This is a genomic window from Shinella yambaruensis (assembly GCF_050859155.1).
GTDB lineage: Bacteria > Pseudomonadota > Alphaproteobacteria > Rhizobiales > Rhizobiaceae > Shinella > Shinella yambaruensis.
This window is the reverse complement of sequence record NZ_CP150639.1, coordinates 246,522-272,240: the sequence shown is the minus strand read 5'-3', so window position 1 is coordinate 272,240 and position 25,719 is coordinate 246,522. Positions and strand designations below refer to the sequence as shown.

22 protein-coding genes are annotated in these 25,719 nt (G+C 64.0%); 12 read left to right on the top strand and 10 right to left on the bottom strand.

Translation table 11 applies throughout. The features are described 5' to 3' along the window. The first annotated feature begins 103 nt into the window (after positions 1-103). The 3 genes from WMC41_RS23640 (at position 104) to WMC41_RS23630 (ending at position 2,743) form a co-directional block, all read left to right on the top strand. Complete coding sequence (locus WMC41_RS23640; protein ID WP_432349175.1) at positions 104-406, top strand: (2Fe-2S)-binding protein; 303 nt, start codon at positions 104-106, stop codon at positions 404-406. After that, positions 403-1,857 carry an FAD-dependent oxidoreductase gene (locus WMC41_RS23635; RefSeq protein WP_432349174.1) on the top strand — a complete coding sequence of 485 codons (1,455 nt, stop codon included), beginning with the start codon at positions 403-405 and terminating at the stop codon, positions 1,855-1,857. The genes WMC41_RS23640 and WMC41_RS23635 overlap by 4 nt, the downstream gene beginning before the upstream one ends. A gap of 136 nt (positions 1,858-1,993) precedes the next feature. Then, positions 1,994-2,743 carry a FadR/GntR family transcriptional regulator gene (locus WMC41_RS23630; protein ID WP_272807746.1) on the top strand — a complete coding sequence of 250 codons (750 nt, stop codon included), beginning with the start codon at positions 1,994-1,996 and terminating at the stop codon, positions 2,741-2,743. Between the two features lie 32 nt (positions 2,744-2,775). Here WMC41_RS23630 and WMC41_RS23625 read toward each other — a convergent pair whose 3' ends face one another. From WMC41_RS23625 to WMC41_RS23600, 6 genes are read right to left on the bottom strand one after another with little or no spacing between them, the layout of a single operon-like run. Next, entirely contained in the window at positions 2,776-3,252 is a 477-nt protein-coding gene (locus WMC41_RS23625; protein WP_432349172.1) for a MaoC family dehydratase, read from the bottom strand. A gap of 26 nt (positions 3,253-3,278) precedes the next feature. After that, positions 3,279-4,193, bottom strand: coding sequence for a branched-chain amino acid transaminase (locus WMC41_RS23620; protein WP_432349170.1), 915 nt, complete (start codon positions 4,191-4,193; stop codon positions 3,279-3,281). Positions 4,194-4,205: 12 nt separating this feature from the next. Beyond that, positions 4,206-4,991 (bottom strand): SDR family NAD(P)-dependent oxidoreductase, encoded by a 786-nt coding sequence (locus WMC41_RS23615; protein WP_244766384.1) that lies wholly within the window; start codon positions 4,989-4,991, stop codon positions 4,206-4,208. Positions 4,992-5,002: 11 nt separating this feature from the next. Then, positions 5,003-6,613 carry a thiamine pyrophosphate-binding protein gene (locus WMC41_RS23610; protein WP_432349168.1) on the bottom strand — a complete coding sequence of 537 codons (1,611 nt, stop codon included), beginning with the start codon at positions 6,611-6,613 and terminating at the stop codon, positions 5,003-5,005. After that, on the bottom strand, positions 6,613-8,721 hold the full coding sequence (locus tag WMC41_RS23605) for a hydantoinase/oxoprolinase family protein (RefSeq protein WP_432349166.1): 2,109 nt from the start codon (positions 8,719-8,721) through the stop codon (positions 6,613-6,615). Before WMC41_RS23605 ends, WMC41_RS23610 begins: the two co-directional genes overlap by 1 nt. After that, positions 8,711-10,363: a hydantoinase B/oxoprolinase family protein gene (locus WMC41_RS23600; RefSeq protein WP_432349164.1), complete on the bottom strand. Its 1,653-nt coding sequence runs from the start codon at positions 10,361-10,363 to the stop codon at positions 8,711-8,713. Before WMC41_RS23600 ends, WMC41_RS23605 begins: the two co-directional genes overlap by 11 nt. 181 nt (positions 10,364-10,544) lie before the next feature. On the opposite strand from WMC41_RS23600, the gene WMC41_RS23595 reads away from it, so the two are divergent. The 9 genes from WMC41_RS23595 (at position 10,545) to WMC41_RS23555 (ending at position 21,389) form a co-directional block, all read left to right on the top strand. After that, positions 10,545-11,981 carry an aldehyde dehydrogenase family protein gene (locus tag WMC41_RS23595; RefSeq protein ID WP_432349318.1) on the top strand — a complete coding sequence of 479 codons (1,437 nt, stop codon included), beginning with the start codon at positions 10,545-10,547 and terminating at the stop codon, positions 11,979-11,981. After that, complete coding sequence (locus WMC41_RS23590; protein ID WP_432349163.1) at positions 11,978-13,267, top strand: FAD-dependent oxidoreductase; 1,290 nt, start codon at positions 11,978-11,980, stop codon at positions 13,265-13,267. Before WMC41_RS23595 ends, WMC41_RS23590 begins: the two co-directional genes overlap by 4 nt. A gap of 8 nt (positions 13,268-13,275) precedes the next feature. Next, on the top strand, positions 13,276-14,256 hold the full coding sequence (locus WMC41_RS23585) for an ornithine cyclodeaminase family protein (protein ID WP_432349161.1): 981 nt from the start codon (positions 13,276-13,278) through the stop codon (positions 14,254-14,256). A 127-nt stretch (positions 14,257-14,383) separates the two neighbouring features. Beyond that, positions 14,384-16,030 (top strand): amino acid ABC transporter permease/ATP-binding protein, encoded by a 1,647-nt coding sequence (locus tag WMC41_RS23580; RefSeq protein ID WP_432349159.1) that lies wholly within the window; start codon positions 14,384-14,386, stop codon positions 16,028-16,030. Positions 16,031-16,207: 177 nt separating this feature from the next. Next, a complete protein-coding gene (tcuA, locus tag WMC41_RS23575; protein ID WP_432349316.1) occupies positions 16,208-17,602 on the top strand; it encodes an FAD-dependent tricarballylate dehydrogenase TcuA in 1,395 nt (464 codons plus the stop codon). Positions 17,603-17,617: 15 nt separating this feature from the next. After that, a complete protein-coding gene (gene tcuB / locus WMC41_RS23570; protein ID WP_432349157.1) occupies positions 17,618-18,778 on the top strand; it encodes a tricarballylate utilization 4Fe-4S protein TcuB in 1,161 nt (386 codons plus the stop codon). Between the two features lie 120 nt (positions 18,779-18,898). Next, on the top strand, positions 18,899-19,744 hold the full coding sequence (locus WMC41_RS23565) for a transporter substrate-binding domain-containing protein (RefSeq protein ID WP_432349155.1): 846 nt from the start codon (positions 18,899-18,901) through the stop codon (positions 19,742-19,744). Between the two features lie 259 nt (positions 19,745-20,003). Then, positions 20,004-20,330, top strand: coding sequence for a hypothetical protein (locus WMC41_RS23560; protein ID WP_432349153.1), 327 nt, complete (start codon positions 20,004-20,006; stop codon positions 20,328-20,330). Between the two features lie 225 nt (positions 20,331-20,555). Continuing rightward, positions 20,556-21,389 (top strand): hypothetical protein, encoded by an 834-nt coding sequence (locus WMC41_RS23555; RefSeq protein ID WP_432349151.1) that lies wholly within the window; start codon positions 20,556-20,558, stop codon positions 21,387-21,389. A 106-nt stretch (positions 21,390-21,495) separates the two neighbouring features. Here the strand turns inward: WMC41_RS23555 and doeB are convergent, their stop codons facing one another. Genes doeB through eutB form a run of 4 tightly spaced genes read right to left on the bottom strand, consistent with a single transcriptional unit; the run spans position 21,496 to position 25,719 of the window. After that, entirely contained in the window at positions 21,496-22,503 is a 1,008-nt protein-coding gene (gene doeB / locus WMC41_RS23550) for a N(2)-acetyl-L-2,4-diaminobutanoate deacetylase DoeB (protein WP_244766373.1), read from the bottom strand. 3 nt (positions 22,504-22,506) lie between these two features. Next, positions 22,507-23,688, bottom strand: coding sequence for an ectoine hydrolase DoeA (gene doeA, locus WMC41_RS23545; protein ID WP_432349149.1), 1,182 nt, complete (start codon positions 23,686-23,688; stop codon positions 22,507-22,509). 34 nt (positions 23,689-23,722) lie between these two features. Further along, positions 23,723-24,715 carry an ectoine utilization protein EutC gene (gene eutC, locus WMC41_RS23540; protein WP_432349147.1) on the bottom strand — a complete coding sequence of 331 codons (993 nt, stop codon included), beginning with the start codon at positions 24,713-24,715 and terminating at the stop codon, positions 23,723-23,725. Continuing rightward, complete coding sequence (gene eutB / locus WMC41_RS23535; RefSeq protein ID WP_432349145.1) at positions 24,712-25,719, bottom strand: hydroxyectoine utilization dehydratase EutB; 1,008 nt, start codon at positions 25,717-25,719, stop codon at positions 24,712-24,714. Before eutB ends, eutC begins: the two co-directional genes overlap by 4 nt.

The following is a 25,719-nucleotide window of genomic DNA, read 5'->3' as shown; positions in this document are numbered from 1 at the left end:
ATGGAGACCGGGTTCCTGCCGCCTCGAATGTTTGTTCCGTTCGCTGGACTTACCCTTCATGGCAGGATATATAGTATACTAGTTTTATGAATGTGAGGTCAGAATGATTGATCTACGCGTCGCCCCCGTAAAGCGCGGACAACCGTTCGACATTTCCGTGAACGGAATGCCGGTCCGCGCATATCCCGGCGAGACGGTGGCCGGTGTCCTCCTCGCTGCGGGCATGAACGTTTTCAGGAAAACTCGCGAAACGGGCCGCGAACGCGGCCAGTTCTGCGGGATGGGCGTCTGCTACGACTGTCTTGTCGACGTGGACGGCCAGCGGTCCCAGCGAGCGTGCATGACGGCCTGCAAGCCCGGCATGACGATCGAGATTCCCGCCTTGTCGAAGGATCGTGCGGAATGACGACGCAGCAACGCCCTCCAGCCAGCACGGACGTCCTGGTCATCGGTGCCGGCCCGGCCGGCCTTTCGGCCGCCGCGCTCCTCAGCGATGCGGGTGTGAACGTCGTCGTTCTCGACGAGAATGCGCGTCCCGGCGGCCAGTACTACCGTCAGAGCAGGCTGGCCGGCTCCCTGCCCGAAACGATCGTCGGCCCCTCGCAGGAGGCGGGTCGCGACCTGATTGGCAAGGTCAAGGCCGATCACGCAACCATCTCCACCGACACCCTCGTTTGGGGCGTCGAGGACAGCAAGACCATCCTTTATACGCAGGGCGGACATTCGGGGCGCATATCGGCGGGAGCGATCATTCTGGCCACCGGCGCCCATGAACGGGTTATCCCGTTTCCCGGATGGACTCTGCCCGGTGTCATGACGGCCGGGGCCGCCCAGACCCTCTTGAAAGCCCAGGGGATTCTTCCCGGAAAACAGGTCGTGATTGCCGGCACAGGCCCCTTTCTGTATCCCGTGTCGACCCAGCTGGCGGCTGCAGGCGCCGAACTGGCGGCAATCTGCGAACTGTCGCGGGATCGCTTCTGGCCGCTCCGTGTCAAGCAGCCCTACAGGCATTTTCATATCTATCGGGAAGCGCTTGGGTACTTGGCCAGGATGCGGCGACTGGGCCTTCACGTCTCCATGGGCACCAGCGTCGTGGAAGCTGTTGGCGACGTCGCTCTGCGTGCAGTCGTGATCGCCGAATTCGACGCTGCGCACAGCGAGATTCCCGGAACGCGCCGAACGGTACCCGCCGATACGTTGCTGACCAGTTTCAGCTTCGTGCCGAATGTTCAGATAGCCCGGCTTCTGGGGTGCGAGCTGCGTTGGGACCCGGTTCAGCAGGCGCACTTCGTCAAAGCCGACGGTCAGCTCCAAACCTCGCGTGACGGCGTTTATCTTGCCGGTGAAATCGCCGGAATTGGCGGGCACCGCGTGGCGAAGGCCGAGGGCATCCTTGCCGCCGCAAGCGTTCTCGAGCACCTGGGCCACAGGCTTGCTCCGGGAGCCGTCCACAAGCGGGAGGCAGCGTCGCGAACCAGGTCGGCCGGCCGGCAGTTCGCTCACCACATGCTGAAGTCCTTCGCGCTGAAGCCGAAGATCTTCGATCTCACGAAGCCGGACACGATCGTCTGCCGATGCGAGTCCGTCCCTCGCGCGGAAATCGACTACCATGCCGAGATGTGGGACGGGGCCCAGCGAGCGGTGAAGCAATGCACCCGTGCCGGCATGGGAAGATGCCAGGGGCGGATGTGCGGCTTTGCCGTCGCGCAACTCGTCCGCCGGCATTGCGCTGCCGCCGACAGCATCCCGGCACCCGACACGGCACGAATGCCCGTCAAACCCTTGGCCCTGCATGAAGTCGCGCCATGGCTCGACCCGTCGCAAGGAGGGCTGCGGCCTACAGATCAAACGCCCTGAGGGCGTATGATAGACATGCAAAGATGGATTGGGTATGAGTAGAATAGTAACCCCGATAGACAGATATCGAGAAACAGCGCGAGGCCTTAGTCTGGTGGATACTCAGCAAGACACATCGCAGGCGGCGACCAGGAAGATGTTTGATTCAGCCAATCCCGGAAAAGCATCTCAGGTGATCGTCTCTCAGATTCGAGAGGCGGTCGATGCCGGCAAGCTGCGCGTCGGCGACCGCCTGCCGCAGGAGAAGGATCTGATCGAGCAGTTCGGCTTCAGCCGCGCGGTCATCCGCGAGGCCTTGCGAACGCTGGAAGCGGAAGGCCTCATCCGCCTCGTCTCCGGACGAAACGGCGGCGCGGAGATCTGCGAGCCTGATCCGCTGAAGTTCGTGCCGGCGATCACAACGCTCATGCGGCTACAGAACACCTCGATCGATCAGGTCCACGAGACGCTCGAACACATCGAGCCGATCATAGCCGAGTTGGCGACACAGCGGCACACGAAGGAAGACATCGACGCCCTCCAGGAGTCGATCGATATCATGCTCGCCAACACCACGGACCGCGTGCTTTGCCAAACCCAGGCAAACCGCTTCCATGTGTTGTTGGCGCGCGCCACCAAGAACCAGATGCTGATCTTCCTCAGCACGATGATCCGGCAGGTGATCGTCCGCCTGGACTATCAGGGCGTGGGCGAACGGCCGCTGAAAGTCGCGGAAGAACACCAGCGTATCGTCGATGCGATCAAGAAGGGCGATGCCGAAGCGGCTCGTGAGGCAACGCTCGATCACGCGCATCAGTGCGAGTTCGCGGTTCGGTCCTCGCAAACCGGCTACAAACTCAGAAACGACGCCACAAGCGAGCAGATGACGAGAAACCTGCTTCGATAGGTCGAAGCAGGTCACGAGGCGTTCCGGCCTTCTCAGTCCAGGAACTTGCGGTTGATGGCCTCGACGATGAGCGCCGGGCGCTCCTTGCCCTCGACCTCGACGGTCTCCTTGAACTGCATTTCGAAAACCCCCGGCTTGACCAGTTTTGCATCGGCCAGGGTCTGCCGCAGGCGGATCCTCGATCCCACGGGGACGGGCGAGACGAAACGCACCTTGTTGTAGCCGTAGAGCACGCCCATCTTCGCGTTCAGCTCGATCCGCATTCCGCGCAGGTCTTCGCGCAGGGTCGAGACCAGCGACAATGTGAGGGCGCCATGGGCGATCGTACCGCCGAACGCACTCTCCTTCGCGGCCCGTGCGGGGTCGCAATGGATCCATTGAAAATCTCCGACGACAGCCGCGAAGGCGTCGACGCGTGACTGCTCGATCAGCAGCCATTCGCTTACGCCGATTTCCCTGCCGATCGCGGCGAGAACCGCATCGACCGTCGACAAGATCCGTGTATCCATCGCGCCCTCCTCGTCCATACCGCCTGTCATACCGCCGTCAGCCACGCGTGATCCGGGTTCGTGCGGCCGAACGCGAGATCGAAATACGTGGCCTGCAGTGCCCTGGTCAGCTCGCCGGGCGTGCCGGCGCCGATAGCGTCGCCGTCGACATCGATGATCGGCGTGATCTCGGCCCCGGTCCCGCAGAAAAACGCCTCGCTCGCATCGAAGAATTCGCTGCGATCGACGTCCCGCTCCTGCACCTCGATACCTTTCTCGCGAAGCAGGCGAATGACGGTATCACGGGTAATGCTCTCGAGGATGTCGCTCGTTGCCGAGGGCGTCACCGCAACGCCGTTGCGAACGAGGAAGAGGCACATTGCCTGACCTTCCGACAGCTTGCCACGGCTGTTGAGGAAAATCGCCGCATCATAGCCGTCCTTGGCGGCCTGCAGGCCGGCATAACGGGAATTGTTATAATTGCCGTTCGCCTTGGCACGTGCCGGCATGACGTTATCCGAGATGCGCTGCCAGGACGAGATTTGAGCGCGCACGCCACGTTCCACCTTCTTGGGCGTATCGCGCGCGATTGCCGTTATGAACGTGCCGATCGGGGTCTGCGCATTGCTCTCGCCGGCGCCGGCGACATAGACCGTCGGGCGAATGTGGACAGCCGCACGGAACGCATTCCTGCGAATGAGCTCGACAGTCGCCTCCATCATGGTTTCAGCCGGGACGATCTGGCCGAAGCGCATGATCCGCTGGCTGAGCTCCAGGCGGCGCATATGCTCTTCGAGCCGGAAGAGATACATCTTTTCCGTGTCGCCATTCCAATATCCACGAATGCCCTCGAACACGGCGGCGCCGTATTTGACCGCCGGAGTGAAAACGTGGATCCTGGCGTCGTTCCACGCGACGAATTCTCCGTCGAGATAGACCAGAAGATTTGAGTAGTCGGACATGGCGGATGGTTCCTATTTCTCTTCGACGGGAAGGGTGTAGTTGAGACCGGACCGGCCGCCGTCGATGTAGAGGGTCTCGCCGGTGATGTAGCCGGCATCGTCACTGGCCAGGAACAGCACGACATTGGCGACGTCGCGCCCCTCGCCAAATCGCATCAGCGGGATGCGCGACAGGACTTCCCGGCGCTTCTCCACATCCTTGAGGAGATTGTCCTTGTTGAGCTCGGTGTAGATCGTGCCCGGACCGACGGCGTTCACACGGATGCCATGCGGAGCCAGCGACAGCGACATGGCCGTCGTGAGCGCCGAAATGCCCCCTTTCGACGCGGCATAGGGTGCAATCGTCGGCATGGTCATCCTGACCGAGGAGGACGACATATTGACGATCGCCCCTCCTCCGCCGCGCTCGACCATATGCCTGGCGACCTTCTGGCCAACCAGATACATCGACTTCAGATTGATCCGGATGACATCGTCCCAGTCTTCCTCGGTGAGCTCGAGGAAGTCGGCACGGCGCGTGATGCCGGCATTGGAAAAAAGGATGTCGATGGCGCCCAAGTCCCCGATGACCCGGTCGATGGTGCTGTCCACCGACGATTTCGTGCCGACGTCGCATTCATAGAAACGGCAATCGACGCCGTATTGCCTGGCGATCTCCGCCGCGGTTGTCCCGCCCCGGTCGGCAAGAACATCGAGGATGGCGACATCCGCGCCTTCCTCGGCGAAGCGTTCGGCGCAGGCGCGTCCGATCGAACGCGCGCCTCCCGTGACGACAACACGTTTTCCCTTCATACGCATTTCGATGCCCCTTAAAGCTCACGCAGAGCGTTGAACTGATCCACGTAGCACGAACCATCGATGCGAACGGCGATGACGGTCGTATTGCCGGACTTCACCGCTGCCTGAAGGGCGTCGGTCAGCTGGCCTTCCGTCTCGACGACGACACCATCGGCACCAAAGCCCTGCGCGAGACTGACCCAGTCCAAACCGCCCAGTTCGATGCCGAACCGCTTGATCTTCTTGAGTTCCTGCTTGATGCGGATCAGTGCGATCTCGCGGTCGTCGAAGACCATGACGATGATCGGAAGCTTTTCCTTCACCGCCGTGTGCAGATCGCCGACAGCCATGAGGAAACCGCCGTCGCCGGCGAAAGCGATGACAGGGCGGCCCGGATGGGCAAGGCGCGCGGCAAGCGCGCCCGGGATCGCGTAGCCCATCGTACCGAGGCCGTTCGACGTCAGGAACTCGCGGGGACCGTAGGATTCCCATTTCTGCACGACGAGCAGTCGGCTTGCGCCGGCATCGCACGTCGCGATCGTGTCGCGCGGAAGCGCTGCGCGCGCGACTTCCATCGCGCGGTGAGGCGAAAACCCCTTGGTCGGCACGTTCAGGGCGTCGATGACCGCGGTGCGGAACGTGGCGGCGGCCTTCTCGCCCCATTCCCCCTGGCCGCCGATGCCGGCGCGCAGCCCCTTGAGGAGACCATTGATCTCACCGAGGATTTCGAGCGTCGCGGGGACGAGCGCATCGAGCGTCGGAGTGTTCGCAAGGCTCAGGAGCGGCGTGCCGTAGGGCCACGCCTTCGGCTGAAGCTCCACGGCGTCAAGGCCGACGGTGATGATGAGATCCGCCTGGCTGACGAGATCGCGCTCGATCAGGCCGCCGATGATGCAGCCGGCCCGCAGCGGATGGTCCTCGGGAATGACGCCCTTGCACTTCGACGTCGTCAGAACCGGTGCGCCAAGTGCCTCGGCGAAGCCGACGAGCTCGGCCGATGCCCGGTCCCACAGCACGCCGAGACCCGCAAGAAGGATCGGCCGCTTCGCCCGGCGGATCATGTCGAGCGCCGGCGTCAGCGTTTCCTCGACGGGGATCGTCGACAGCGTGTTTTGCCGCAGATCCGGCGGAAACTTCATCTCCGGGGCTTCGGCGGTCGTTTCCCCCGCCGGAACGTCGATATGAACAGGCCCCGGCGTCGGAGCGGTGGCGGCCCTCAGAGCACGGCGGATCTGCTGCTGCGCGCTCTTCGCATAGAGCGTCGTGCTCCATTTGGTGATCGGATCGTAGATCGCCCGATGATTGATCACCTGGCGCTGGCCGGTTTCCAGGGTCGCGCCCGGATACTGATCGGTGAGGGCGATGAGCGGTGCGCGGTCGAGCCAGGCATAGGCGACCCCGTTGACCATGTTCGTGGCGCCCGGCCCGCGGGTCGACGTGCAGACGCCCGGACTGCCGGTGATCTCGCCCCATGTCGCGGCGAGGATCGCGCCGGCCGTCTCCTGCTTCATCAGGATATAGCGCATATCGCGCTGGCTGGCCGCATCCATCAGCTCGACGGTCTCGCCGCCCGGATGGCCGACGATAAAGGGCGTGCCGCTTTCCTTGATGGCGTCGGCCAAAACTTCGACTGTGCTAGCCATTAGACGAGGTCTCCTCTGGTATCTTGAATTTCGACGATCAGGTTCAGGTGCTGATCGACGCTGACCGTGGCGTCGGGGCCGACAACGGCGGTGGACTCGCGCTCCTCGATCACCGCCGGCCCCTTGAAGGTCGTCCCGGCCGTCAGGCCGTAGCGGTTGTAGACCTGCGCCTCGACGAAGCCGGACTGGCCGAAATGCACGCGGCGCGTTCCCTTGCGGGCTTCGCGCCGGTCGATCTGCCGGCCCTCGAACCGCAGTTTGATTTCCGGGCGCGGGCAGCTCGCCGTGAGGCGCCAGGAGACGATCTCGATCGGCACATCGGTGATGTGGCGGCCGAACAGGAGCTCGTACTTTTCTTCGAACCGTGCCTTCAGCCCCGCGCTGAAGTCCGCTTCGAGGAAATCGGCCGGAAGCTCCACTTCGATATCGAAGCCCTGCCCCCGATAGCGAATGTCGACGAACGACTTCATCGTCACCTCGTCCCGGTTCGCACCGGCCGCCGTCAGCTGCGCGACTGCGTTTTCCCGCATCTGTCCGTAGAGACCCGCCGCGACCTCCGGCGTTGCCTGATCGAGCAGGACGATCTGGCTGCGCACGTCATTGACCGCCGGGGCTGCCAGCAGGAAACCAAGGGCCGAGCTGACGCCGGCACCGAACGGGATGATCAGGCGGCTGATCTTGAGTTCCTTGGCGAGCCCGTATGCGTGGACCGGTCCGGCGCCGCCCGTCGCGATCAGCGTGTACTTGCGGGGATCGCGCCCCTTCTCGGCGATGTAGCGCCGCGTGGCGGCCGCCATGTTGTTGTTGACGACGGCATGGATGCCGGCAGCGCTTTCGATCGTCTCCAGCCCGGCATCGTCCGCTAGCTTCCTTTTCAGGGCGGTCTCGACGGCGCTGGTGTCGAGTTCCAGCTCCCCGCCCAGGAAGTATTCGGGCGAGAGATAGCCGAGCATGAGGTCCGCATCGGTAACGGTCGGGTTTTCTCCCCCCTTGCGGTAGCAGACCGGCCCGGGCTCGGAACTCGCGCTGTCCGGGCCGACCTTCAGGAGGCCCATCCGGTCGAGCCGCGCGATCGAGCCGCCGCCGGCGCCGATCTCGATGAGATCGATGACCGGAACCTTCAGCGGGATGCCGGAGCCCTGTCGGAAACGGCGAACGCGGCCGGCTTCGAAGGTCTGCGAATGTTCGGGCTGGCCCTTCTCGATCAGACACATCTTCGCCGTCGTGCCGCCCATGTCGAAGGCGACCGCATGATCGGTGTCGCTGAGGCCGGCGTAGTGGGCGCCCGATATCGCGCCGGCGGCGGGACCGGACTCGATCATCTGGATCGGCGCATCCTCGGCAACGCCGAGCGCGGCCGTGCCGCCGTTGGAGAGCATCACGCTCAACGTTCCGCGGAAGCCGAGGTCCTGAAGCTTCTGGCGCAGGACCTTGATGTAGCGGCGCATCTGCGGGAGCACGTAGGCATTGGCAGCGGCCGTGCAGGTCCGCTCGTATTCCCGGATTTCCGGGGCAACGCCGACGGACGTCGTGACGGGGATGTCCGGATAAGCCCCGGCGATCAGTTCCGCGGCCCGCGTTTCATGCGAGGGGTTGGCGAAGGCATTGAGGAAGCTGACGGCGATCGCATCGATCCCGGCCTCGACCAGCTGCCTCGCCGCCGCCAGGACCTCCTCTTCGTCGAGGGGTTCGAGAACCTCGCCCTTTGCCGACATGCGTTCGGTCACTGTCAGGCGAAGCGGCCGAGGGACGAGCGGCTCCGGCTTTTCCATGAAGAGGTCGTAGAGGTCGTAGCGCATCTCGTGGCCGACCTCCAGCACATCGCGGAACCCCTTCGTGGTCACAAGACCGACGCGCGATCCGTTCCGTTCGATCAGGGTGTTCGTCACCAGCGTCGTGCCGTGGACGATGCCGTCGACCTGATCGATCGTGAGCCCCGATTCCCGCACGATCCGCGCGACGCCTTCGCAGATCGCCTGCGAGGGGTCCTGGTGCGTGGTGAGCTGCTTTCCGGTGTAGATCACACCACGACGGTCATCGACGAGAACGAGATCGGTAAATGTCCCACCGACGTCGACACCGATCCTGACACGGAGATTAGCGGTCATTTCGCACCCCATAGAGCGTCTCGGCCGCATCCCGCGACACGTATCCAAATTCGATGTCCCGCTTGATCGCGGCGGGGTCTCTGTCGGCCGGCGGGCCGAAGCCGCCGCCGCCCGGGAAATGAATGTGCAGGGTTTCGCCCGGCTGCAGGACGCTGCGCGACTTGGGGTGCAGGCGCGTCCCGTCCGACAGGGCCACGATCGATTTCGAGCCGGGTCGGCCGCCGAGCAGACCTTGCGGTGGGTATTTGTGGCGGTCCGAAAGGAGCGAGATATTGACCGGGCTGTCGGACTGGATCTCCAGCACGACATCCTGGCCCAGGCCGCCCCGGAACCTGCCCGCGCCGCCGGAATCCTGCGCCAGCTCCTTGTGGCGCACAAGCAAGGGCGAGACGCTTTCCAGCACCTCGATACTGCCGGCGCCGGTGTTCGAGGGGAAAGCCGTGCAGCCGTAACCGTCCATCCTGCTGCTGGCGCCGAGACCACCCGAGGCGAACAGAACCTGGTTGAAGGCCTGGCCATCCCGCGTGCGGCCGCCAAAGACGGTGCGCAGCGTCGGGGCGCTGCCGGATTCCGCGACGACCAGCTCGGGAACGACCTGCGCCAGGCATCCATAGATCGCGCCGGTAAGAAGGTGCCCTGTCAGCTGGCGCGCGGCGACAGGTGCCGGGAAGATCGGATTGAGGATGGAACCGACCGGCGCCTTCACCGAAACCGGCTGGAACGAACCTTCGTTGCGGGGGCTTTCCGGGTCGAGGGCGCATTTGATGGGATAGGTGGCGTATGCCGTCGTGTATTTGAGCACCGAGTTGATGCCGCGATTGATCTGCGGCGAGGTTCCTTCGAAATCGATCTCGAGATCCGAACCGCGAATGGTCAGCCGGCAGTTGATGAAGGTCTCGTCGGCGTCGAAGCCGTCGGCGCGCACGCTCGATGTCCAGGAGCCGTCAGGCAGCGCCTCGATCGCCTTGCGCATGGCGGCTTCCGCGCGGGCGCGAAGTTCGGCGGACAGCAGGACGAGATCGTCCATGCCGGTGTCTTCCAGAAACTGCCGGACGCCGGCGGCGCAGACCCGCTGCGCGGAGACCTGGGCGTAGATGTCGCCGATGACCTGGTCGGGAGCGCGGACATTGTGACGGATAAGCTGCGTCACATAGGTGTTTTCGCGCCCCTCGCTGATGAACTTCACTGGCATGAGGCGAAGTCCTTCCTCGACCAGCTCACGGCAGTCCCCCGCCCAGCCGGCGCCGCCGATGTCAGGCAGGTGCGCGATCGAACCCGAGAAGCCGACCAGGCGATCCTTGTAGAAGATCGGCGCGGCCATCGTGATGTCCGGCAGGTGCCCCGAGCCGATTTCCGGATCATTGGTGATGATGCAGTCGCCGGGCCGCCATTCCTCGCGCGGAATATGCTGAAGGAACGAGCGGACCGCGCTCGGCAACATGCCGACGAAGGACGGGATGCCGGCGGTGTTTTCCGAGAGGCAGTTGCAATCCGCATCCATGAGAACGGTGGTGAAGTCATTGGATTCACGGACCACCGTCGAGAACGCCGTGCGCAGCAGGGCAGCCGCGGACTCGTCGGCGATCGAGATCAATCGAGACCAATAGATCTCAAGGGAAATGGGGTCGAACACATCGCTCATGAACCGCTCCTGGGGACCGCCACAGCCGTTGGCCGGCTTAAAGGCTTTTCAAATTACTAGTATACTGGTATAAGTAATGTCAACGGAATTTTGGAACTTGCCAGCGATTAATGAGTGCACTAGTATCATATACAAAGTCGGAATGACAGGCCCACCGGCGACCTCCAGAGGAAATCACTTCATGGCAACTCGACCATTCTTCTCAGCAGGCGTCTGGACCGAGGGCCGCGGCATGCCGCTCGAAAGCAGGAACCCGGCAACGGGGGATGTCATCGAGGTCCTGTCGTCCGCTTCGGCGGAAGACCTCGACGAAACGGTACGGGCGGCTCGCCAGGCTGTCGCCGCACCGTCCTGGGCGGGCCTGGCGCCGCATCTGCGCGCCTGCATGCTGCACGAGATGGGTGAGCTCATCGATCGTGATCGCGAGCGGCTTGCCCATGTTCAGATGGTGGACAACGGCAAGACGCTCGCGGAATGTCGCGCCCTTCTGGAAAGTGCCGCGAACACCTTTCGCTATTACGCGGCCGCCTGCGAGACCATGGAGGGCACGGTTCCTCCTTCCCGGGGCGCCTATCTCAATATCGCGGTCGATGTTCCCGTCGGTGTGGTCGGCGCCATAACGCCCTGGAATTCGCCGGCCACCCTTGAGGCGCAGAAACTGGCTCCGATCCTGGCTGCCGGCAATGCCGTCATACTGAAGCCATCGGAGGTGACGCCGCTCATCGGGCTGGAATATGCGTCCCTGGCCAGGGACGCCGGTTTCCCCGACGGTATCGTATCGGTCCTGACCGGCGGGATCGAGCTCGGTCGCGCGATGGTGTCCCATCCCGGTATCGACATGATCAGCTTCACCGGCGGCACGGCCGGCGGGCGGCACATCGCAGCGGAGGCCGCACGCCAGCTCAAGCCCGTCGTTCTCGAACTCGGCGGCAAGTCCCCGCATATCGTCTGCGCCGACGCGGATCTGGAAAAGGCGGCCAACGCCGTCGCGATGGGCATCTTTTCCGGCGCGGGCCAGAGCTGTGTCGCGGGATCGCGGATCTTCATCGAAAGGCGGATCGCGAGCGCGTTCACCGCAACGCTCGTGGACATCGCCCGATCCCTACGGCTCGGATCCCCCGCGGACCCCGGCACGCATCTCGGCCCCTTGGTGAGCTTCGCCCATCGAGACACCGTTCACGCCCATGTCAGCCGTGCCGTGGCCGCCGGCGCAAATCTGCTGACCGGCGGCGCCCTGCCGACCGACGAGAAACTCGCCGCCGGCGCCTATTATCCCCCGACCCTCCTGAACGGGCTTTCGAACCGTTCGGACATTGCGCAACAGGAGGTTTTCGGGCCTGTCGGCGTCATTCTCACCTTCGAGAACGACGAGGACTTGATCGCGCAGGCCAATGACAGCGCGTTCGGACTGGCAGCCGGCCTGTGGACACGCGACATCGAACGCGCCTGGAAGATCGCCACCAGGCTTCAAACCGGCACGCTCTGGCTCAACTCCTACAAGAACCTTTCGATTTCCACGCCGTTCCAAGGCCACAAGCAAAGCGGCCTCGGGCGTGAAAAGGGCTTGGACGGCCTGCGGCAGTATCTCCAGTCAAAGGCGATCTTCTGGCCTGCGTGACCGTCGCGGGCACGGCGTTCTTAACACTATTCTCGCAACAGGCGCATGACTTGAATGGCGCGCCGATGGAGACCGAGAAGGAAATGTCGAACTCACCCAATCTCAAGAGCGCTGACCTCGTGGTCATAGGGGGTGGCATCATCGGCTGCTGGACCGCCCTGCACCTTGCCCGTGCAGGCAAACAGGTTTGCGTCGTCGAAAAGGCCGAGATCGCGCACAACGGCTCAGGCCGAAACCGCGGAAACTTGCGTGTGCAGCTGCGCGAAGCCGTCGAGCGCGATCTCATCAACCGTTCGCTTGTCCTTTGGCAGGACTTCGAAGAAAGCGCCCGGACGACGGTCGAGTACAGAGTGACCGGCAACCTGCTGGTGAGTTATGACGAGACCCTCACCGCCGATTTCCAGATCGAAGTCGACCGCCACAGGGCGATCGGTCTCGATGCGCATATCGTCGAGGGCGCCGCCCTTCGCGAACTCGTTCCCCATATTTCGCCGGACATCGTCGCCGGCTTCCTGACGACACAGGACGGGCACGTCAACGGGCAGCTGGCCACATGGGAGGCCGCCCGGCAAGCCAAGCTCGCCGGTGTCCGCTTCCTTCGCGGAACTGCCGCGGACCTGATCGAGCACGACCACGGCAAGGTTACGGCCGTTCAAACCAGTGGCGGCCGGATAGCGACGGAGAGCGTCCTCGTCGCGGCGGCCGGCGACAGTGTCCGCCTCCTCGAGCCGCTTGGAATCAAGACGCCGATCAGCCTCGCGCTCCACCAGATCCTGGTGACGGAGAAGCTGCCCTTCGTAACCGGTCCCTACCTTCGCTGCGCCTCGCCACGAATAAGCTTCTGTCAAACCGCCAGCGGAACGCTGCTGCTCGGCCTCGGCCCGGCCAGCGACATCGCTCCGGATGCGCCGCAACGCGTCGAACCGAGCAAGATCGAAGCGATCTCCAGGGAGACGATCCGGCTGGTGCCGGCCCTCAAGAACGCGCATATCGTGCGCAGCTGGAGCGGGCTCTTCGACCTCACGCCCGACGGCCGTGCCATGATCGGACCGGCCGAGCATGTCTCCGGTCTGTGGATTGCGACTGGTTTCAACGGCCACGGCATGGCGATCGCGCCGTCGGTAACCGAGAGCCTGGCGCAGGCGATCCTCGGCGAAACCCCGACGGTCAGCCTCGATCCATTCGCGCCCGTCCGGTTTGAACGGCCACTCGACATCGAAGCGTCCGACGAGCCGGTGAGCCGTGTCGGCCATCTTGGCAATCTCGTGGCGCCACCCATTCAATAGGAGATCAAATGGTACTGATTTTGGACAAGGCCGCCACGCTCGATTGCCTTGAGCTGGACAAGCTGGTCGACGAGATTGGCGACGGGATGGCCGCGTTGAGCAGGGGCGAGGCGGTGCAGCCGCTGAGGACCCGGGTTTTTTCCAGCAGGACAGGCGGCCTTCTGGCGAGCCTTCCCTGCTATCTCTCCGGTGAGGAACTGTTCAGTGCAAAGCTCGGTTTCAGTCATCCCACGCTCCGGGACGTGGATGGCACCCGTCACCTGACGCAGATCATCGCCCTCGGCGACACGGAAGGGCGGCTCCTGGCGGTCATGCACGGAACCCTGCTCGGGATGTATCGTACCGCTGCCTGCTCCGCGCTCGCCGCGAAATTCCTTTCCTTGCCGGAGGCTTCCCACCTTGCGGTGCTCGGCTGCGGACCGATGGGTCAGGCGGAAGCGGAAGTCATGGCCGCAGTCCGTCCGTTGTCGCGGATCACGGTCCACGATCCGAACCGGGAAGCTGCGGAAAGGTTTCGCGGGGTCATGGAGCGGAAAACCGGCATCACCGTGACGATCTGCGCATCGAACGAAGAGGCGGTAAGCGGCGCGGACCTCGTGTCGCTGGCAACCACGTCCCACGATCCGGTGATCAAACGCGAATGGCTGACCGCAAACTGTCATGTTTCCGCGCTCGGAGCGCATCGCAAGGATCAGCGAGAGGTGGACAGCGCGACCATGGCCGCGGCCGCGATCTTCATCGAGAGCAAGGACGCGCTGATGGCCGAAGCCGGCGACTATCTCATTCCCATTTCCGAGGGCCTCTACGATGCCGATCACTTTGTCGCCGAGATCGGCGACCTTGCGGACGGCAAGCTCGACCACAGGACCTTTGCAGACAGGTTGACCGTGTTCAAGTCCACGGGCGTGGGCGTGCAGGATCTGGTCATCGCCCGCCATGTCTACCGGCGGGCCCTGGAAAAGGGCGCGGGCGTGGTTGTCGACTTCTAGACCTGCGGGGTCTCGATCGCTCATCCGGGTTGCGCATGCCCGGCACCTCGCAATGTCTCGATCATAATCCCGATTGACAAGGATATTAGTTATACTAGTATCCTTAATAACGATAAGGGAACGTGTCATGGAAATCGTGAAATACCTCACAAGCGTGAACCTGCTGACGGGCCTTTGGATCGCTATCCAGATTACCGCGCTTGCCATGGTGTGCGGCCTGGCGCTGGGCCTGGCCCTCGCATTGATGAGGATGTCGAAGAATCCGGCCATCAGCGGCGTGGCGTGGGTGTATATCTGGATCATGCGCGGTACGCCGATCCTGCTGCAGCTGATCTTCATCTTCGATGCGCTGCCCCGGCTGGGAATCCGGCTGGATCCGTTCACGACGGCGGTCATCGGTTTCGCCCTGAACGAAGCAGCCTTTGCGGCGGAGTTTATCCGTGGCGGTCTCCTGTCGGTGAAGCGAAACCAGTCCGTGGCTGCCTCGGCGCTCGGCATGGGCCCGTTCATAACGCTGCGCAGGATCATCATTCCCCAGGCGCTCCGGTCGATCACCCCGCAGATATCCAATGCGACGATATCGATGCTGAAGGGAACATCGCTCGCCTCGGTCGTCTTCGTGAACGAGCTGACGTTCCGCGCACAGCAGATCGTCGCGACAAACTTCGACTTCTTCACGGTTTTCATCGCTGCCGCATCGCTCTATCTCTTCACGACGACGCTGATATCGCTCGGCCAGCTCGTCATCGAGCGCCGGCTCGATCCCGAACTGCGCAGCCTCAGCAAACAGCCGTCCATCTGGGAGCGCTGGGTCACCGGCGTGCGCACCCAGCACTACGAGGTCGTCGATGCAGACGATGGCGGAGCGACAGGCGGCGCCGGAACCACGGCCGCCGACAGTTCGAAACACGCGCCCGCCAAGCCCGACGACAACTCCATCATCAAGGTGCTCGCGGCCAGTGCGTCAAGGAGCGCACGCGAGACGGCCGATACGCCCTTCGTCATCTGCAAGAACGTGCACAAGGCGTATCACCTGCGCGGAAGGGGTGACCTCGAAGTTCTCAAAGGCGTCGACTTCGAGGTCCATCCGGGCGAGGTCGTCGCCATCCTCGGCGCCAGCGGCTCCGGCAAGAGCACGCTTCTGCGCCTGATCAATCACCTCGAAGTCCTGAACGACGGCGAGATCCTGGTCGAAGGCAAGCATGTCGGCTACGAGCGCAAGCGCGGCAAGCTCGTGCCCACCAAGCACCTGGCCAAGGCCCGGGCGGACGCGAAGATCGGCATGGTTTTCCAGAGCTTCGATCTCTTCGACCACAAGACGGCGCTGGAGAACATCATGGAAGCGCCGATCCAGGTCTACGGGATGAAGCCCCAGGCGGCCCGCGAACGCGCGATGCAGTTGCTGAAGGGCGTCGGCCTCGAAGAGCATGCGGACCACTTGCCGATGCGCCTTTCCGGCGGCCAGCAGCAACGCGTTGCGATTGCCCGTGCGCTCGCCACGGAACCCAAGCTCATGCTGTTCGACGAACCGACCTCGGCACTCGATCCCGAGCTCGTCGGCGAGGTCCTTGCCGTCATGCGCAGCCTTGCCGAAGCAGGAATGACGATGATCGTCGTGACCCATGAAATCAACTTTGCCCGTGACGTCGCCGATCGGGTGGTGTTCATGGACAAGGGCGTGATCGTCGAGGATGGTCCGGCACGCGAGGTGCTGACCACCCCGAAAGAGGAACGCACGAAGCAGTTCCTGCGCATGGTCGACCGGCGCGACTGACGCAGGACCGCCGGGCAGACGGGTCCGCTCCGCCGTGCGGGGAGCAGGCACGCCCCCGGGAAGGGTCCTCTCAAACTGCCGACTGTGAATGGTCTCGTTCCTTGGACATCCGGGGGCGGCCGATGACCCGTGCCCTCGAATGAGAGGTTCCGGGTGACACGAAGTGAGGATTTCATCGTGATTGACGTATTGGTCATCGGAGGCGGCAATGCGGCATTGTGTGCGGCGCTGATGGCGCGCGAGGCGGGCGCCTCGGTGCTGATGCTCGAAGCCTCGCCGAAGGAGTGGCGCGGCGGCAACTCCCAGCATACCCGCAACCTGCGTTGCATGCACGACGCGCCGCAGGACGTCCTTGTCGAGGCATATCCGGAAGAGGAATACTGGCAGGACCTGCTGAAGGTGACGGGAGGCGAGACCAGCGAGCATCTCGCCCGTCTCGTTATCCGCGCCTCCTCGAATTGCCGGGACTGGATGCGCCGCCACGGCGTGCGCTTTCAGCCGCCGCTATCGGGCGCGCTGCATGTTGCCCGGACGAACGCATTTTTCATGGGCGGCGGCAAGGCGCTCGTCAATGCCTATTATCGAAGTGCCCAGACCCTTGGTGTCCGTGTTCGCTACGAAACGCCGGTGGCCGGGATCGTGCTCGACGGCGATCGCTTCGTCGGCGCTCGCACGGAAAGCGGGGAACTGATCACCGCCAGGGCCTGCGTGCTGGCCGCCGGCGGCTTCGAGTCGAACCGGGAATGGCTGCGGGAGGCCTGGGGCCGCAATGATCGCGGCGAATGGCCGGCCGACAATTTCCTGATCCGCGGGACCCGCTTCAATCAGGGGGTCCTCCTCAAAGACATGATGCGGGCCGGAGCCGACATGATCGGCGATCCGTCGCAGGGCCATTGCGTCGCGATCGATGCGCGCGCGCCACTCTATGACGGAGGCATCTGCACCCGCATCGACTGCGTCTCGCTCGGCGTGGTCGTCAATCGCGATGGTGAACGCTTCTACGATGAAGGCGAGGACTTCTGGCCAAAACGATACGCCATCTGGGGGCGTCTCGTTGCCCAGCAACCGGGCCAGATCGGCTATTCGATCATCGACAGGAAGGTGATCGGACGCTTCATGCCCCCGGTATTCCCGGGGATCACCGCCGACAGCCTGCCTGAACTGGCGACCAGACTCGGCGTGCCGGTCGAGGTCTTCATGCGCACGCTGGACAGCTACAATGCAGCCTGCCGGCCGGGCACGTTCAATCACACGATCCTCGACGACTGCCGGACGGAGGGCGTCGTACCCGCAAAGACCCACTGGGCTCTGCCGATCGATACGCCACCCTTCTACGGGTATGCCCTGCGGCCGGGGATCACCTTCACCTACCTTTCGCTGAAAGTGGATGACACGGCCGCGGTGCGGTTCGGCAACAAGCCGAGCTCCAACCTCTTCGTCGCCGGCGAGATGATGGCCGGCAATGTGCTCGGAAAAGGCTACACCGCCGGGGTCGGCATGAGCATAGGCACGGCCTTCGGGCGGATCGCCGGAACCCGGGCCGCGGCCGCCGCGCTCGGCAGGCCGGCATAATGGAGGGCGTTCGAAATGGCCGCAATTGAAGACCTGGCAAGGCTCGCATCGGATGCCGAGCGCGAACTCGAGACGAACGCCGCGGAGGTCGACCGCATCCTGCATATCTGCAATGCCTGCCGCTACTGCGAAAGCTTCTGCGCGGTCTTTCCAGCCATGACACGCCGGCTCGACTTCAACGTGGCCGATGCGCACTACCTGGCCAATCTATGCCACAACTGCTCCGCCTGCCTCTATGCATGCCAGTACGCGCCTCCGCATGAGTTCGGCGTCAACGTGCCGAAGACATTGGCGCAGGTACGGCGCGACACCTATGTCGAATATGCCTTCCCGAAATCCCTCGGCGTGCTCTACCGCCGCAACGGACTGACCGTCGCCATGGCTGTCAGCCTCGGCGTCGCGGCGTTCCTTATCGGTGCGATCCTGATGCAGGGCAGCCTGTTCGTGCATGGCCTCGAGGGGCAATTCTACGCGATCTTCCCCCACAACCTCCTCGCCGTCCTCTTCGGTGCCGCCTTCGGCTTTTCTGTTCTGGCGCTGGCGATCGGGGTCATCCGGTTCTGGAGGCAGGTATCCGAGCCGGGAAAGCCCGTGCCCCTTCCAAACGCTGCAGGAGAAGCGGCCCGGGCTGTCCTGACGCTTCGGTATCTCGACGGAGGCCACCGTGACGGCTGCAACAATGAAGACGACGCGTTCACGCTCTGGCGGCGCCGCTTTCACCATTTTACGTTCTACGGGTTCATGCTCTGCTTTGCCTCGACGTCGGTCGCGACCCTGTACCACTACCTGTTCGCCATGGAGGCGCCCTACCCGATCCTCAGCCTGCCGGTCCTCCTCGGCACCGCCGGCGGCATCGGCCTCCTGATCGGCCCCGCGGGGCTGTTCTGGCTCAATATCCGGCGTAATCCGATGCAGGCCGATGAGACGCAGAAAACGATGGATCGAGGTTTCATAGCGCTTCTGTTCTTCGTGAGCCTGACAGGGCTCGCGCTGCTGGCATGGAGAGACACCGCCGCAATGCCGCTGCTTCTCGCCGTCCATCTCGGGTTCGTCATGGGCTTCTTCCTCACATTGCCCTACGGCAAGTTCGCCCACGGCATCTTCCGCAGCGCGGCTCTCTTGAAATACGCGATCGAGAAGCGTCGGCCCAATCCGGTTCAGGCAGGCGGCGAGTGATCCACCGCAGCGGCTTTTCCGTTCGCAACAGCCGAAAATCACTTTCCGCGGCCGCCTCGCTTGACATCGCGTTACTATTAAACCAGTATACTAGTTATAAAAATAAAGAGGGAGAATGTCATGAAACGTATGTTGTTGCCATTTGCATGCCTAGCATTCTTCGGCACCGCGATCTCCTCTGCGAGCGCCGCTCAGTGCGAACCCGGGAAGGTCGCTGAGAAGTATCCCGGTTTTGCGGGCAAAGTCGTGAAAATCGCCGCGTCGCCGGCGCAGCCGCCGTTCGCCTATTCCGACCCCGACAACCCGGACGAGATGATCGGGTTCGAAGCCGAACTGATCCAGAACGTCATGGACTGTGCCGGCCTCAAGTATGAATATTACAAAGGCGCATGGTCCGGCCTGCTCCCGACGCTGTTTGCCGGCTCGACCGATCTTATGATCGGCTCGGTCAACTACCGCCCCGAGCGCGCCGAGAAGGCTGACTTCGTTCTCTACGCACGTGCCGGCCAGAGCGTGATCGTTCCGAAGGGCAATCCGAAAAAGATCGCGAAGCTCGACGATGTGTGCGGCCTCGTCGGTTCGGCAAACATGAGCGGTTCGTCCCCGCAATCCCTTCAGCGCCAAAGTCAGAAATGCGTCGAGAATGGATTGACCGCAATCGACTACCGGCCCGCCGATTCCGCTGAATCCGCCTATCGCCAGATCCTGACCGGCCGCATGGACTTCGTGATGGATGACGCGGTCGCGGCAAACGCACGAATCCAGAAGGAAGCGTCGATGGAAATCGTCCAAACCGTCATTACGGATATCTATACCGGGATGGTCGTCGCCAAGGGCAACAAGGAAATGCTCCAGGTCATCGCCGACGGGTTGGCGGTCCAGCAACAGGACGGCCGCTTCAAGGCATTGGCCGAGAAATATGGGCTGCCTGCCGAGATCCTCATTCCCATCGAGACACGACAGTAAAGAAGTCGATCCAGGACGAATGATGACGAGCCATCAGCATAGCGCCGATGGCTCGTCGGTCAGCGTGTCCGTAACTGCCGATGCGCAGTCGCCCGCTCAATACCTGCCACCGCGATAGCCAACGTCATCCAGGACGCGCCGGATGTGATATAGTGCTCGCGCTCGACCCCGAGCTGGTCTGGCTCGCGCACGGGCGCGAGCGGTGGCGACACCGCACCGGCGAAAGTCAGCCGGACACCGAAACATAGGGGCAGGAAAGATGATCCTCAGAAAATGGTCGGCTCGCATCCGCACCGCGCAGGCGGAAGAATACGTCCAGTACGTGGAGAAGACGGGCGCTGGTCATTATGCCGAGACCGAGGGTAACCTTGGCTACCAGATCGTGTTGCGCGAGCTCGGCGATGGCACCAGCGAGATTTCGACCATCAGCTGGTGGACGAACCTTGACGCCGTCCGCCGCTTTGCCGGCCATGACTACGGCGTCGCGCGTTACTATCCCGAGGATGACCAATATCTGCTCGATCGGCCGGAATTCGTCGAGCATCATGAGGTGCGGGTTTCCGATCTGACCCGGCTCACCGGCTAGTGGAGAAGGCCGTGAACGGCAACCTCATCGAGCCGAACCTGAATCGACCGCATGACACGCGAACCGAGGGATGATGCAGGCTTTACACCAAGACTTCTGCAGGAGCTCCACGACGGAACAGGAAGGCAGGCTCGCGCTCGATGGCGCTCCCTATCGGGCCGCCAAAAAAGCTATTCTTCGTACGCTGATCCCACGGGAGCCGTCACGATGGTTGTTCTGTTGCGCATGGCGCTGATCGCGCTGGCGATCTCGTGGACGCCGGCTGATCGTGCGTTCGCCGAACCGGCGTCGTTTCCCGATCTCGCGGATTCGGTCGCCGGCAGGGAGGATGTGACCTTCGCCGACCTCATCCGGCTCGTCGCGCCCCGGACCGCCGCAAACGGCGAGGCGCCTTCCGGCGGCGGAGCGATCGACGTCCGCCACATTGGCGGCGAAGCGTGGAGCAGTGCCGGACCAGAGGCGACGGAACTTCTGAAGCTTGCGGCTCTTCCGGCGCGCTCCGGTGGTCTGGATCGGATGGTGCTGCTTCTGGATTTCGGCCAGGCGCGGGACAGCGCCTCCGGTTTTGCCGTACTTGCCCTCTTCGACGTCACGGGTGAGCCGAGGCTTCTCGACGCGGCCGATGTCGCCTTCGACCGCTGGACATCCTTTGCCGAACCGGGTCGGCTTGCGGTCGGCGAGGGTGACGATCTGCTGGTCACCCGCAGCACCCATTCCAATTCCAGCCAGGGCTATGCGACCACGGCCCTGATACTCCTGCGCGAAGACCGCTTCGAACTCATCGACAGGATTTCCACGCTGGACGACAGGGCATGCGCCTTCGAGCGCACGCAGCGGCTCGACATCCGGCAGGGGACGGGAGCGCCGTTCGCGGATATAGAGGCCACCGTGACCGAACGCACGGCAGGCTCCGGAGAGCAATGCGGCGATGCAACCGCTCCAGAACCGGGAACACGCACCATCGCCGTGACCTATCGCTGGGACGACGTCGGGCAGCGCTACATTGCCGATTCGGATGCATTCGCAGCACTGGCGCGCGAGAACGAGGAGCGGTTCTGACGGTCGCAGGAAATGTTAGACGGCTGCCTTTGTCCAGGGAAAGCGCTGCCGCAGGACCACCCCGGACGTCGCCGCAAAAATGGTCTGCGGCGACGATATCAGGGTTTCACGCGACGACTGCGGCGAGGACGCTGACGCAGTCGCCGGACTTGACCAGGCCGGGGAAATGGCGGGCGGCGAGGATGCCGTCCATCCTTGCCTTCACCTCCAGCGGCTCCACGCCGGTACGGCCGACGGGATGGATGCGGGCGACGACGGCGCCAGTCTTTACCATGTCGCCAAGGTCGTAAAGCGGCTCGATGAGGCCGCCGTCCTCGGCGAAGGAGAAGCAGTTGCCGTCCGGCATGTCGAGCCAGGTCGTCCCGGACGCCTCGACGGCGCCCTTGAGGATGCCCGCCGCCTTCAGCACGTTCGCCACACCCTTCTTGGCGATGCCGGCGCTTCTCGCCGTCGCCGTGCCGCCGCCGCCGAGTTCCGTGGTGATGAAGACCTTGCCCATCTCCTCGGCCGCCGTGTCGTACATCCCGACCGCGTCGATCTCCAGCATCTTCATCGACCACGGCGCGCCGAAGGCACGCACCAGCTCGAAGGCCTTCGCCTCCTGCGCCTTGTCCGGCAGGATGTGGGCGGCGCAGAAGGGCAGGAAGTCGAGCGTCTTGCCGCCGGAATGGAAGTCCAGCACGATATCGGCGAGCGGCAACAGCATGCGCTGGAAGTAGTCGGCGATCTTCGGCGTGACCGTGCCGTCCGGCGCGCCCGGAAAGCTGCGGTTCATGTTGCCCTTGTCGATCGGCGAGGTGCGCGTGCCGGCCAGGAAGGCCGGGTAGTTCATCGCCGGCACGATGATCACGCGGCCGGTCACATCCTCCGCCTTCAGCGTGCGGGCGAGGTCGAAGAGCGCGATCGGGCCCTCGTATTCGTCGCCATGATTGCCGCCGGTGAGGAGCGCCGTCGGCCCCTCCCCGTTCTTGACTGTCGTCACCGGGATCATCACCGAGCCCCAGGCGGAATCGTCCCGGCTGTAGGGCAGGCGCAGGAAACCGTGCTGCACGCCCTCGGCCGAGAAATCGACCGTGGGGCTGATCGGCGACGGACGAAGCGTGCGGTCCGCCATGGTTCAATCCTTCACGAGAAGCTTGCGTGGCACGTCGGCGAGGCATTCGACGCCGGTCTCGGTGATGAGGATGCTCTCCGTCGTCTCGAAGCCCATGTCCTCGAGCCAGAGGCCCGTCATGAAGTGGAAGGTCATGCCGGGTTTGAGTTCGCTCCGGTCACCGGGACGCAGGCTCATGGTGCGCTCGCCCCAGTCCGGCGGATAGGAGACGCCGATGCCGTAGCCGGTGCGGTTGTCCTTGACGATGCCGTATTTCTTGAGCACCGTGAAGAAGGCATTGGCGATATCCTCGCAGGTATTGCCGGGTTTCGCCACCGCAAGGCCCGCCTCCATGCCCTCCAGCGTCGCCTTCTCCGCATCGAGGAAGGCCTGCGTCGGCTTGCCGAGGAAGACGGTGCGCGAGAGCGGCACATGGTAGCGGTTGTAGCAGCCGGCGATCTCGAAGAAGGTGCCCTCGCCCGATTTCATCGGCCGGTCGTCCCAGGTGAGATGCGGCGCGGAGGCCTCGACGCCCGAGGGCAGCAGCGGCACGATGGCCGGATAATCGCCGCCGATGCCGTCCGTGCCGCGGATGCCGGCGTCGTAGATCTCGGCCACGAGATCGCATTTGCGCATGCCGACCTCGATCCTGTGGAAGATGCGCTGGTGCATCTTTTCCACGATGCGCGCGGCATTGCGCATGTACTTGATTTCCGTCTCGCTCTTCACCGCACGCTGCCAGTTGACGAGCGCGGTGGCATCGACGAAGCGGGCATTCGGCAGATGTTTTTGCAGCGAGGCGAAGGCGGCGGCGGAGAACCAGTAATTGTCCATCTCGACGCCGATGGTCAGTTTGTCGAGGCCGCGCTCGGCGAGCCTGGCCGAGAGATAGTCCATCGGGTGGCGCTCGGTGGACTGCACGTAGTTGTCGGGATAGCCGATGATGTTCTCGTGCTTCAGATAGGCGGTGAACTTCGCCCCGTTGGCATCCTGCCCGCGGCCGTACCAGATCGGCTCGCCCGTCGGCGGCACGACGACGCACTGGTGCACGTAGAAGGACCAGCCGTCATAGCCCGTCAGCCAGTTCATGTTGGAGGGATCGCTGCAGATCAGGACGTCGATGCCCCTGGCTTCCATGGCCCTGCGCGTTTTCTCAAGGCGCGCCTCATACTCCGGAAGTGAGAACTTCAGGTTCGCTTGTTTCATCGGTTTTTCCTCTATACCCGGCGAAAAGCCGGTCTCAACTCTCGAAGGCCGTGCCGGCGCCCGCCGCTGCCGCGCGGGCGGCAGCAAGCGTTGCGATGGCCGTGTCCTGAATGCCCGTGCCGGTCAGGTCCGCCACGGTGATCTCTTCGGGGCCGCTGCGGCCCGGTTTGCGCCCGGCGATGATCTCGCCGAGTTCCGGGAAGCCCGCGCCCTCCGTCACGAGCCCCGCCGCGATGGCGTGTTGCAGTTCGCCGAGCCGGCGCGTCTGCTTGAGGCTGTCGGCGACATAGAGGCCGGCGCCCGTGATGACGGCCGGCTCGATCTCGTTCTTGTGCTCGGCATCCGAGCCCATGGCCGTGACATGCTGGCCGGGCTGGAGCCATTCGGCCTTGAGGACAGGGGTTTCCGAGGGCGTGGTGGTGACGATGATATCCGCACCATCGACCGCCGCCCGGCCATCGGCCTCGGCGCGGACGGGAAGGCCGAGCTTTGCCGTCAGTTCCAACGCAGCCGCCTCCGCCTTCCTTCCGTCGCGCGCCCAGAGGCGGGCCTCCCGGATCGGCCGGACGAGGCACAAGGCCTCCAGTTGCAGCTTCGCCTGCATGCCGGCACCGAAGATGGCGGCGACCGTCGCATCCGGACGCGAGAGGTGCCGGGCGGCGACGGCACCGGCTGCGGCGGTACGCACATCCGTCAGGTAGCCGTTGTCGAGCAGCACCGCCTCGACGAGGCCGGTCGTCGCCGAGAACAGCACCATCAGGCCGTTGGTGCTCGGCAGGCCGATCTTCGGATTGTCGAAGAAGCCGGGGCTGATCTTGATGGCGAACCCGGAAAGGCCGGGCACATAGGCGGTCTTCACGTCCACCTCGCCGCGGTGCTCGGGAATGTCGAGCCGAAGGATCGGCGGCATGGCGACGGCCTTGGTGGCGAGCGCATGGAAGGCGTCCTCCACGCAGGCGATGGCTTCAAGGTCGAGCGGAACGATGCGCCGCAGCTCCGCTTCCGTCAGTATCTTCATCCGCGTCACGTTCTGTCCTCCGCAAAGGGATCGGCCACGCCGTCAAGGACCCGCTTGTGCAGGCCCATGTCCACGTTCCGGCCGGAAAGGATGACGGCCACCGGGCCATCCAGCCGGCCACGTCGGCCGGAAAGCAGTGCCGCGATGCCGACCGCCGCCGCTCCTTCGATCACCTCGCGCTCCTCGGCATAGGCATGGCGCATGCCGGCCGCGATCTCCGCTTCCGACAGGAGGATCACCTCGTCGAGCAGCGCGCGGCACATTTGAAAGGTCAAGGCATTGTCGAGGCCGATGCCGCCGCCGAGAGAATCGGCAAGGCTCGCCACCTCCTCGACCGCGACCGGCCGCCCCGCATCGAGGCTCGCCTTCATCGCCGCGCCGCGCTCCATGGTGAGGCCGATGACACGCGCCTTCGGCACGCGCCCCTTCACCGCCGCGGCAACGCCCGCCGCCAGCCCGCCGCCCGACAGCGGCACGAGAACGGTCGCGACATCCGGCATCGCCTCGACGATCTCGAGGCCGAGCGTGCCCTGCCCCGCCACGACCGTCGCATTGTCGAAGGGCGGGACCATGACCAGGCCAGCCTCGGTGACCAGCCGGTCCACCTCGACCTGCGCCTCGTCCTGCGACCGGCCGACAATGCGCACGTCTGCGCCGAGCCGGCGGATCTCCGCGACCTTGTTCTCCGGCACGAGCCGCGACATGCAGATCGTCGCGACCGATCCCTCGGCCTTCGCGGCATAGGCAAGCGCCCGCCCATGATTGCCCGTCGAGGCGGCCACGACGCCGCGCGCCCGCTGGTCCGCCGAAAGCGACAGCACGGCATTCGTCGCCCCGCGCAGCTTGAAGCTGCCCGTCGTCTGATGGTGTTCGAGCTTCAGGCCGACCGGCACGCCGCAGCGTTCGGTCAGCGACGCCGACGGGACGAAGGGCGTGCGCAGCACGCGGCCGTCGATACGCCGGGCAGCCAGTTCGATATCCGCCAATGTCACGGGAAGGTCTGTCTTCGTCAT

Bases quoted from the DNA above. Each gene is read 5' to 3' on its own strand.
- WMC41_RS23640 (WP_432349175.1), top strand. From the start codon at position 104: ATGATTGATCTACGCGTCGCCCCCGTAAAGCGCGGACAACCGTTCGAC.
- WMC41_RS23635 (WP_432349174.1), top strand. From the start codon at position 403: ATGACGACGCAGCAACGCCCTCCAGCCAGCACGGACGTCCTGGTCATC.
- WMC41_RS23630 (WP_272807746.1), top strand. From the start codon at position 1,994: ATGTTTGATTCAGCCAATCCCGGAAAAGCATCTCAGGTGATCGTCTCT.
- WMC41_RS23625 (WP_432349172.1), bottom strand. From the start codon at position 3,252: ATGGATACACGGATCTTGTCGACGGTCGATGCGGTTCTCGCCGCGATC.
- WMC41_RS23620 (WP_432349170.1), bottom strand. From the start codon at position 4,193: ATGTCCGACTACTCAAATCTTCTGGTCTATCTCGACGGAGAATTCGTC.
- WMC41_RS23615 (WP_244766384.1), bottom strand. From the start codon at position 4,991: ATGCGTATGAAGGGAAAACGTGTTGTCGTCACGGGAGGCGCGCGTTCG.
- WMC41_RS23610 (WP_432349168.1), bottom strand. From the start codon at position 6,613: ATGGCTAGCACAGTCGAAGTTTTGGCCGACGCCATCAAGGAAAGCGGC.
- WMC41_RS23605 (WP_432349166.1), bottom strand. From the start codon at position 8,721: ATGACCGCTAATCTCCGTGTCAGGATCGGTGTCGACGTCGGTGGGACA.
- WMC41_RS23600 (WP_432349164.1), bottom strand. From the start codon at position 10,363: ATGAGCGATGTGTTCGACCCCATTTCCCTTGAGATCTATTGGTCTCGA.
- WMC41_RS23595 (WP_432349318.1), top strand. From the start codon at position 10,545: ATGGCAACTCGACCATTCTTCTCAGCAGGCGTCTGGACCGAGGGCCGC.
- WMC41_RS23585 (WP_432349161.1), top strand. From the start codon at position 13,276: ATGGTACTGATTTTGGACAAGGCCGCCACGCTCGATTGCCTTGAGCTG.
- WMC41_RS23580 (WP_432349159.1), top strand. From the start codon at position 14,384: ATGGAAATCGTGAAATACCTCACAAGCGTGAACCTGCTGACGGGCCTT.
- tcuB (WP_432349157.1), top strand. From the start codon at position 17,618: ATGGCCGCAATTGAAGACCTGGCAAGGCTCGCATCGGATGCCGAGCGC.
- WMC41_RS23565 (WP_432349155.1), top strand. From the start codon at position 18,899: ATGAAACGTATGTTGTTGCCATTTGCATGCCTAGCATTCTTCGGCACC.
- WMC41_RS23560 (WP_432349153.1), top strand. From the start codon at position 20,004: ATGATCCTCAGAAAATGGTCGGCTCGCATCCGCACCGCGCAGGCGGAA.
- WMC41_RS23555 (WP_432349151.1), top strand. From the start codon at position 20,556: ATGGCGCTGATCGCGCTGGCGATCTCGTGGACGCCGGCTGATCGTGCG.
- doeB (WP_244766373.1), bottom strand. From the start codon at position 22,503: ATGGCGGACCGCACGCTTCGTCCGTCGCCGATCAGCCCCACGGTCGAT.
- doeA (WP_432349149.1), bottom strand. From the start codon at position 23,688: ATGAAACAAGCGAACCTGAAGTTCTCACTTCCGGAGTATGAGGCGCGC.
- eutB (WP_432349145.1), bottom strand. From the start codon at position 25,719: ATGACGAAGACAGACCTTCCCGTGACATTGGCGGATATCGAACTGGCT.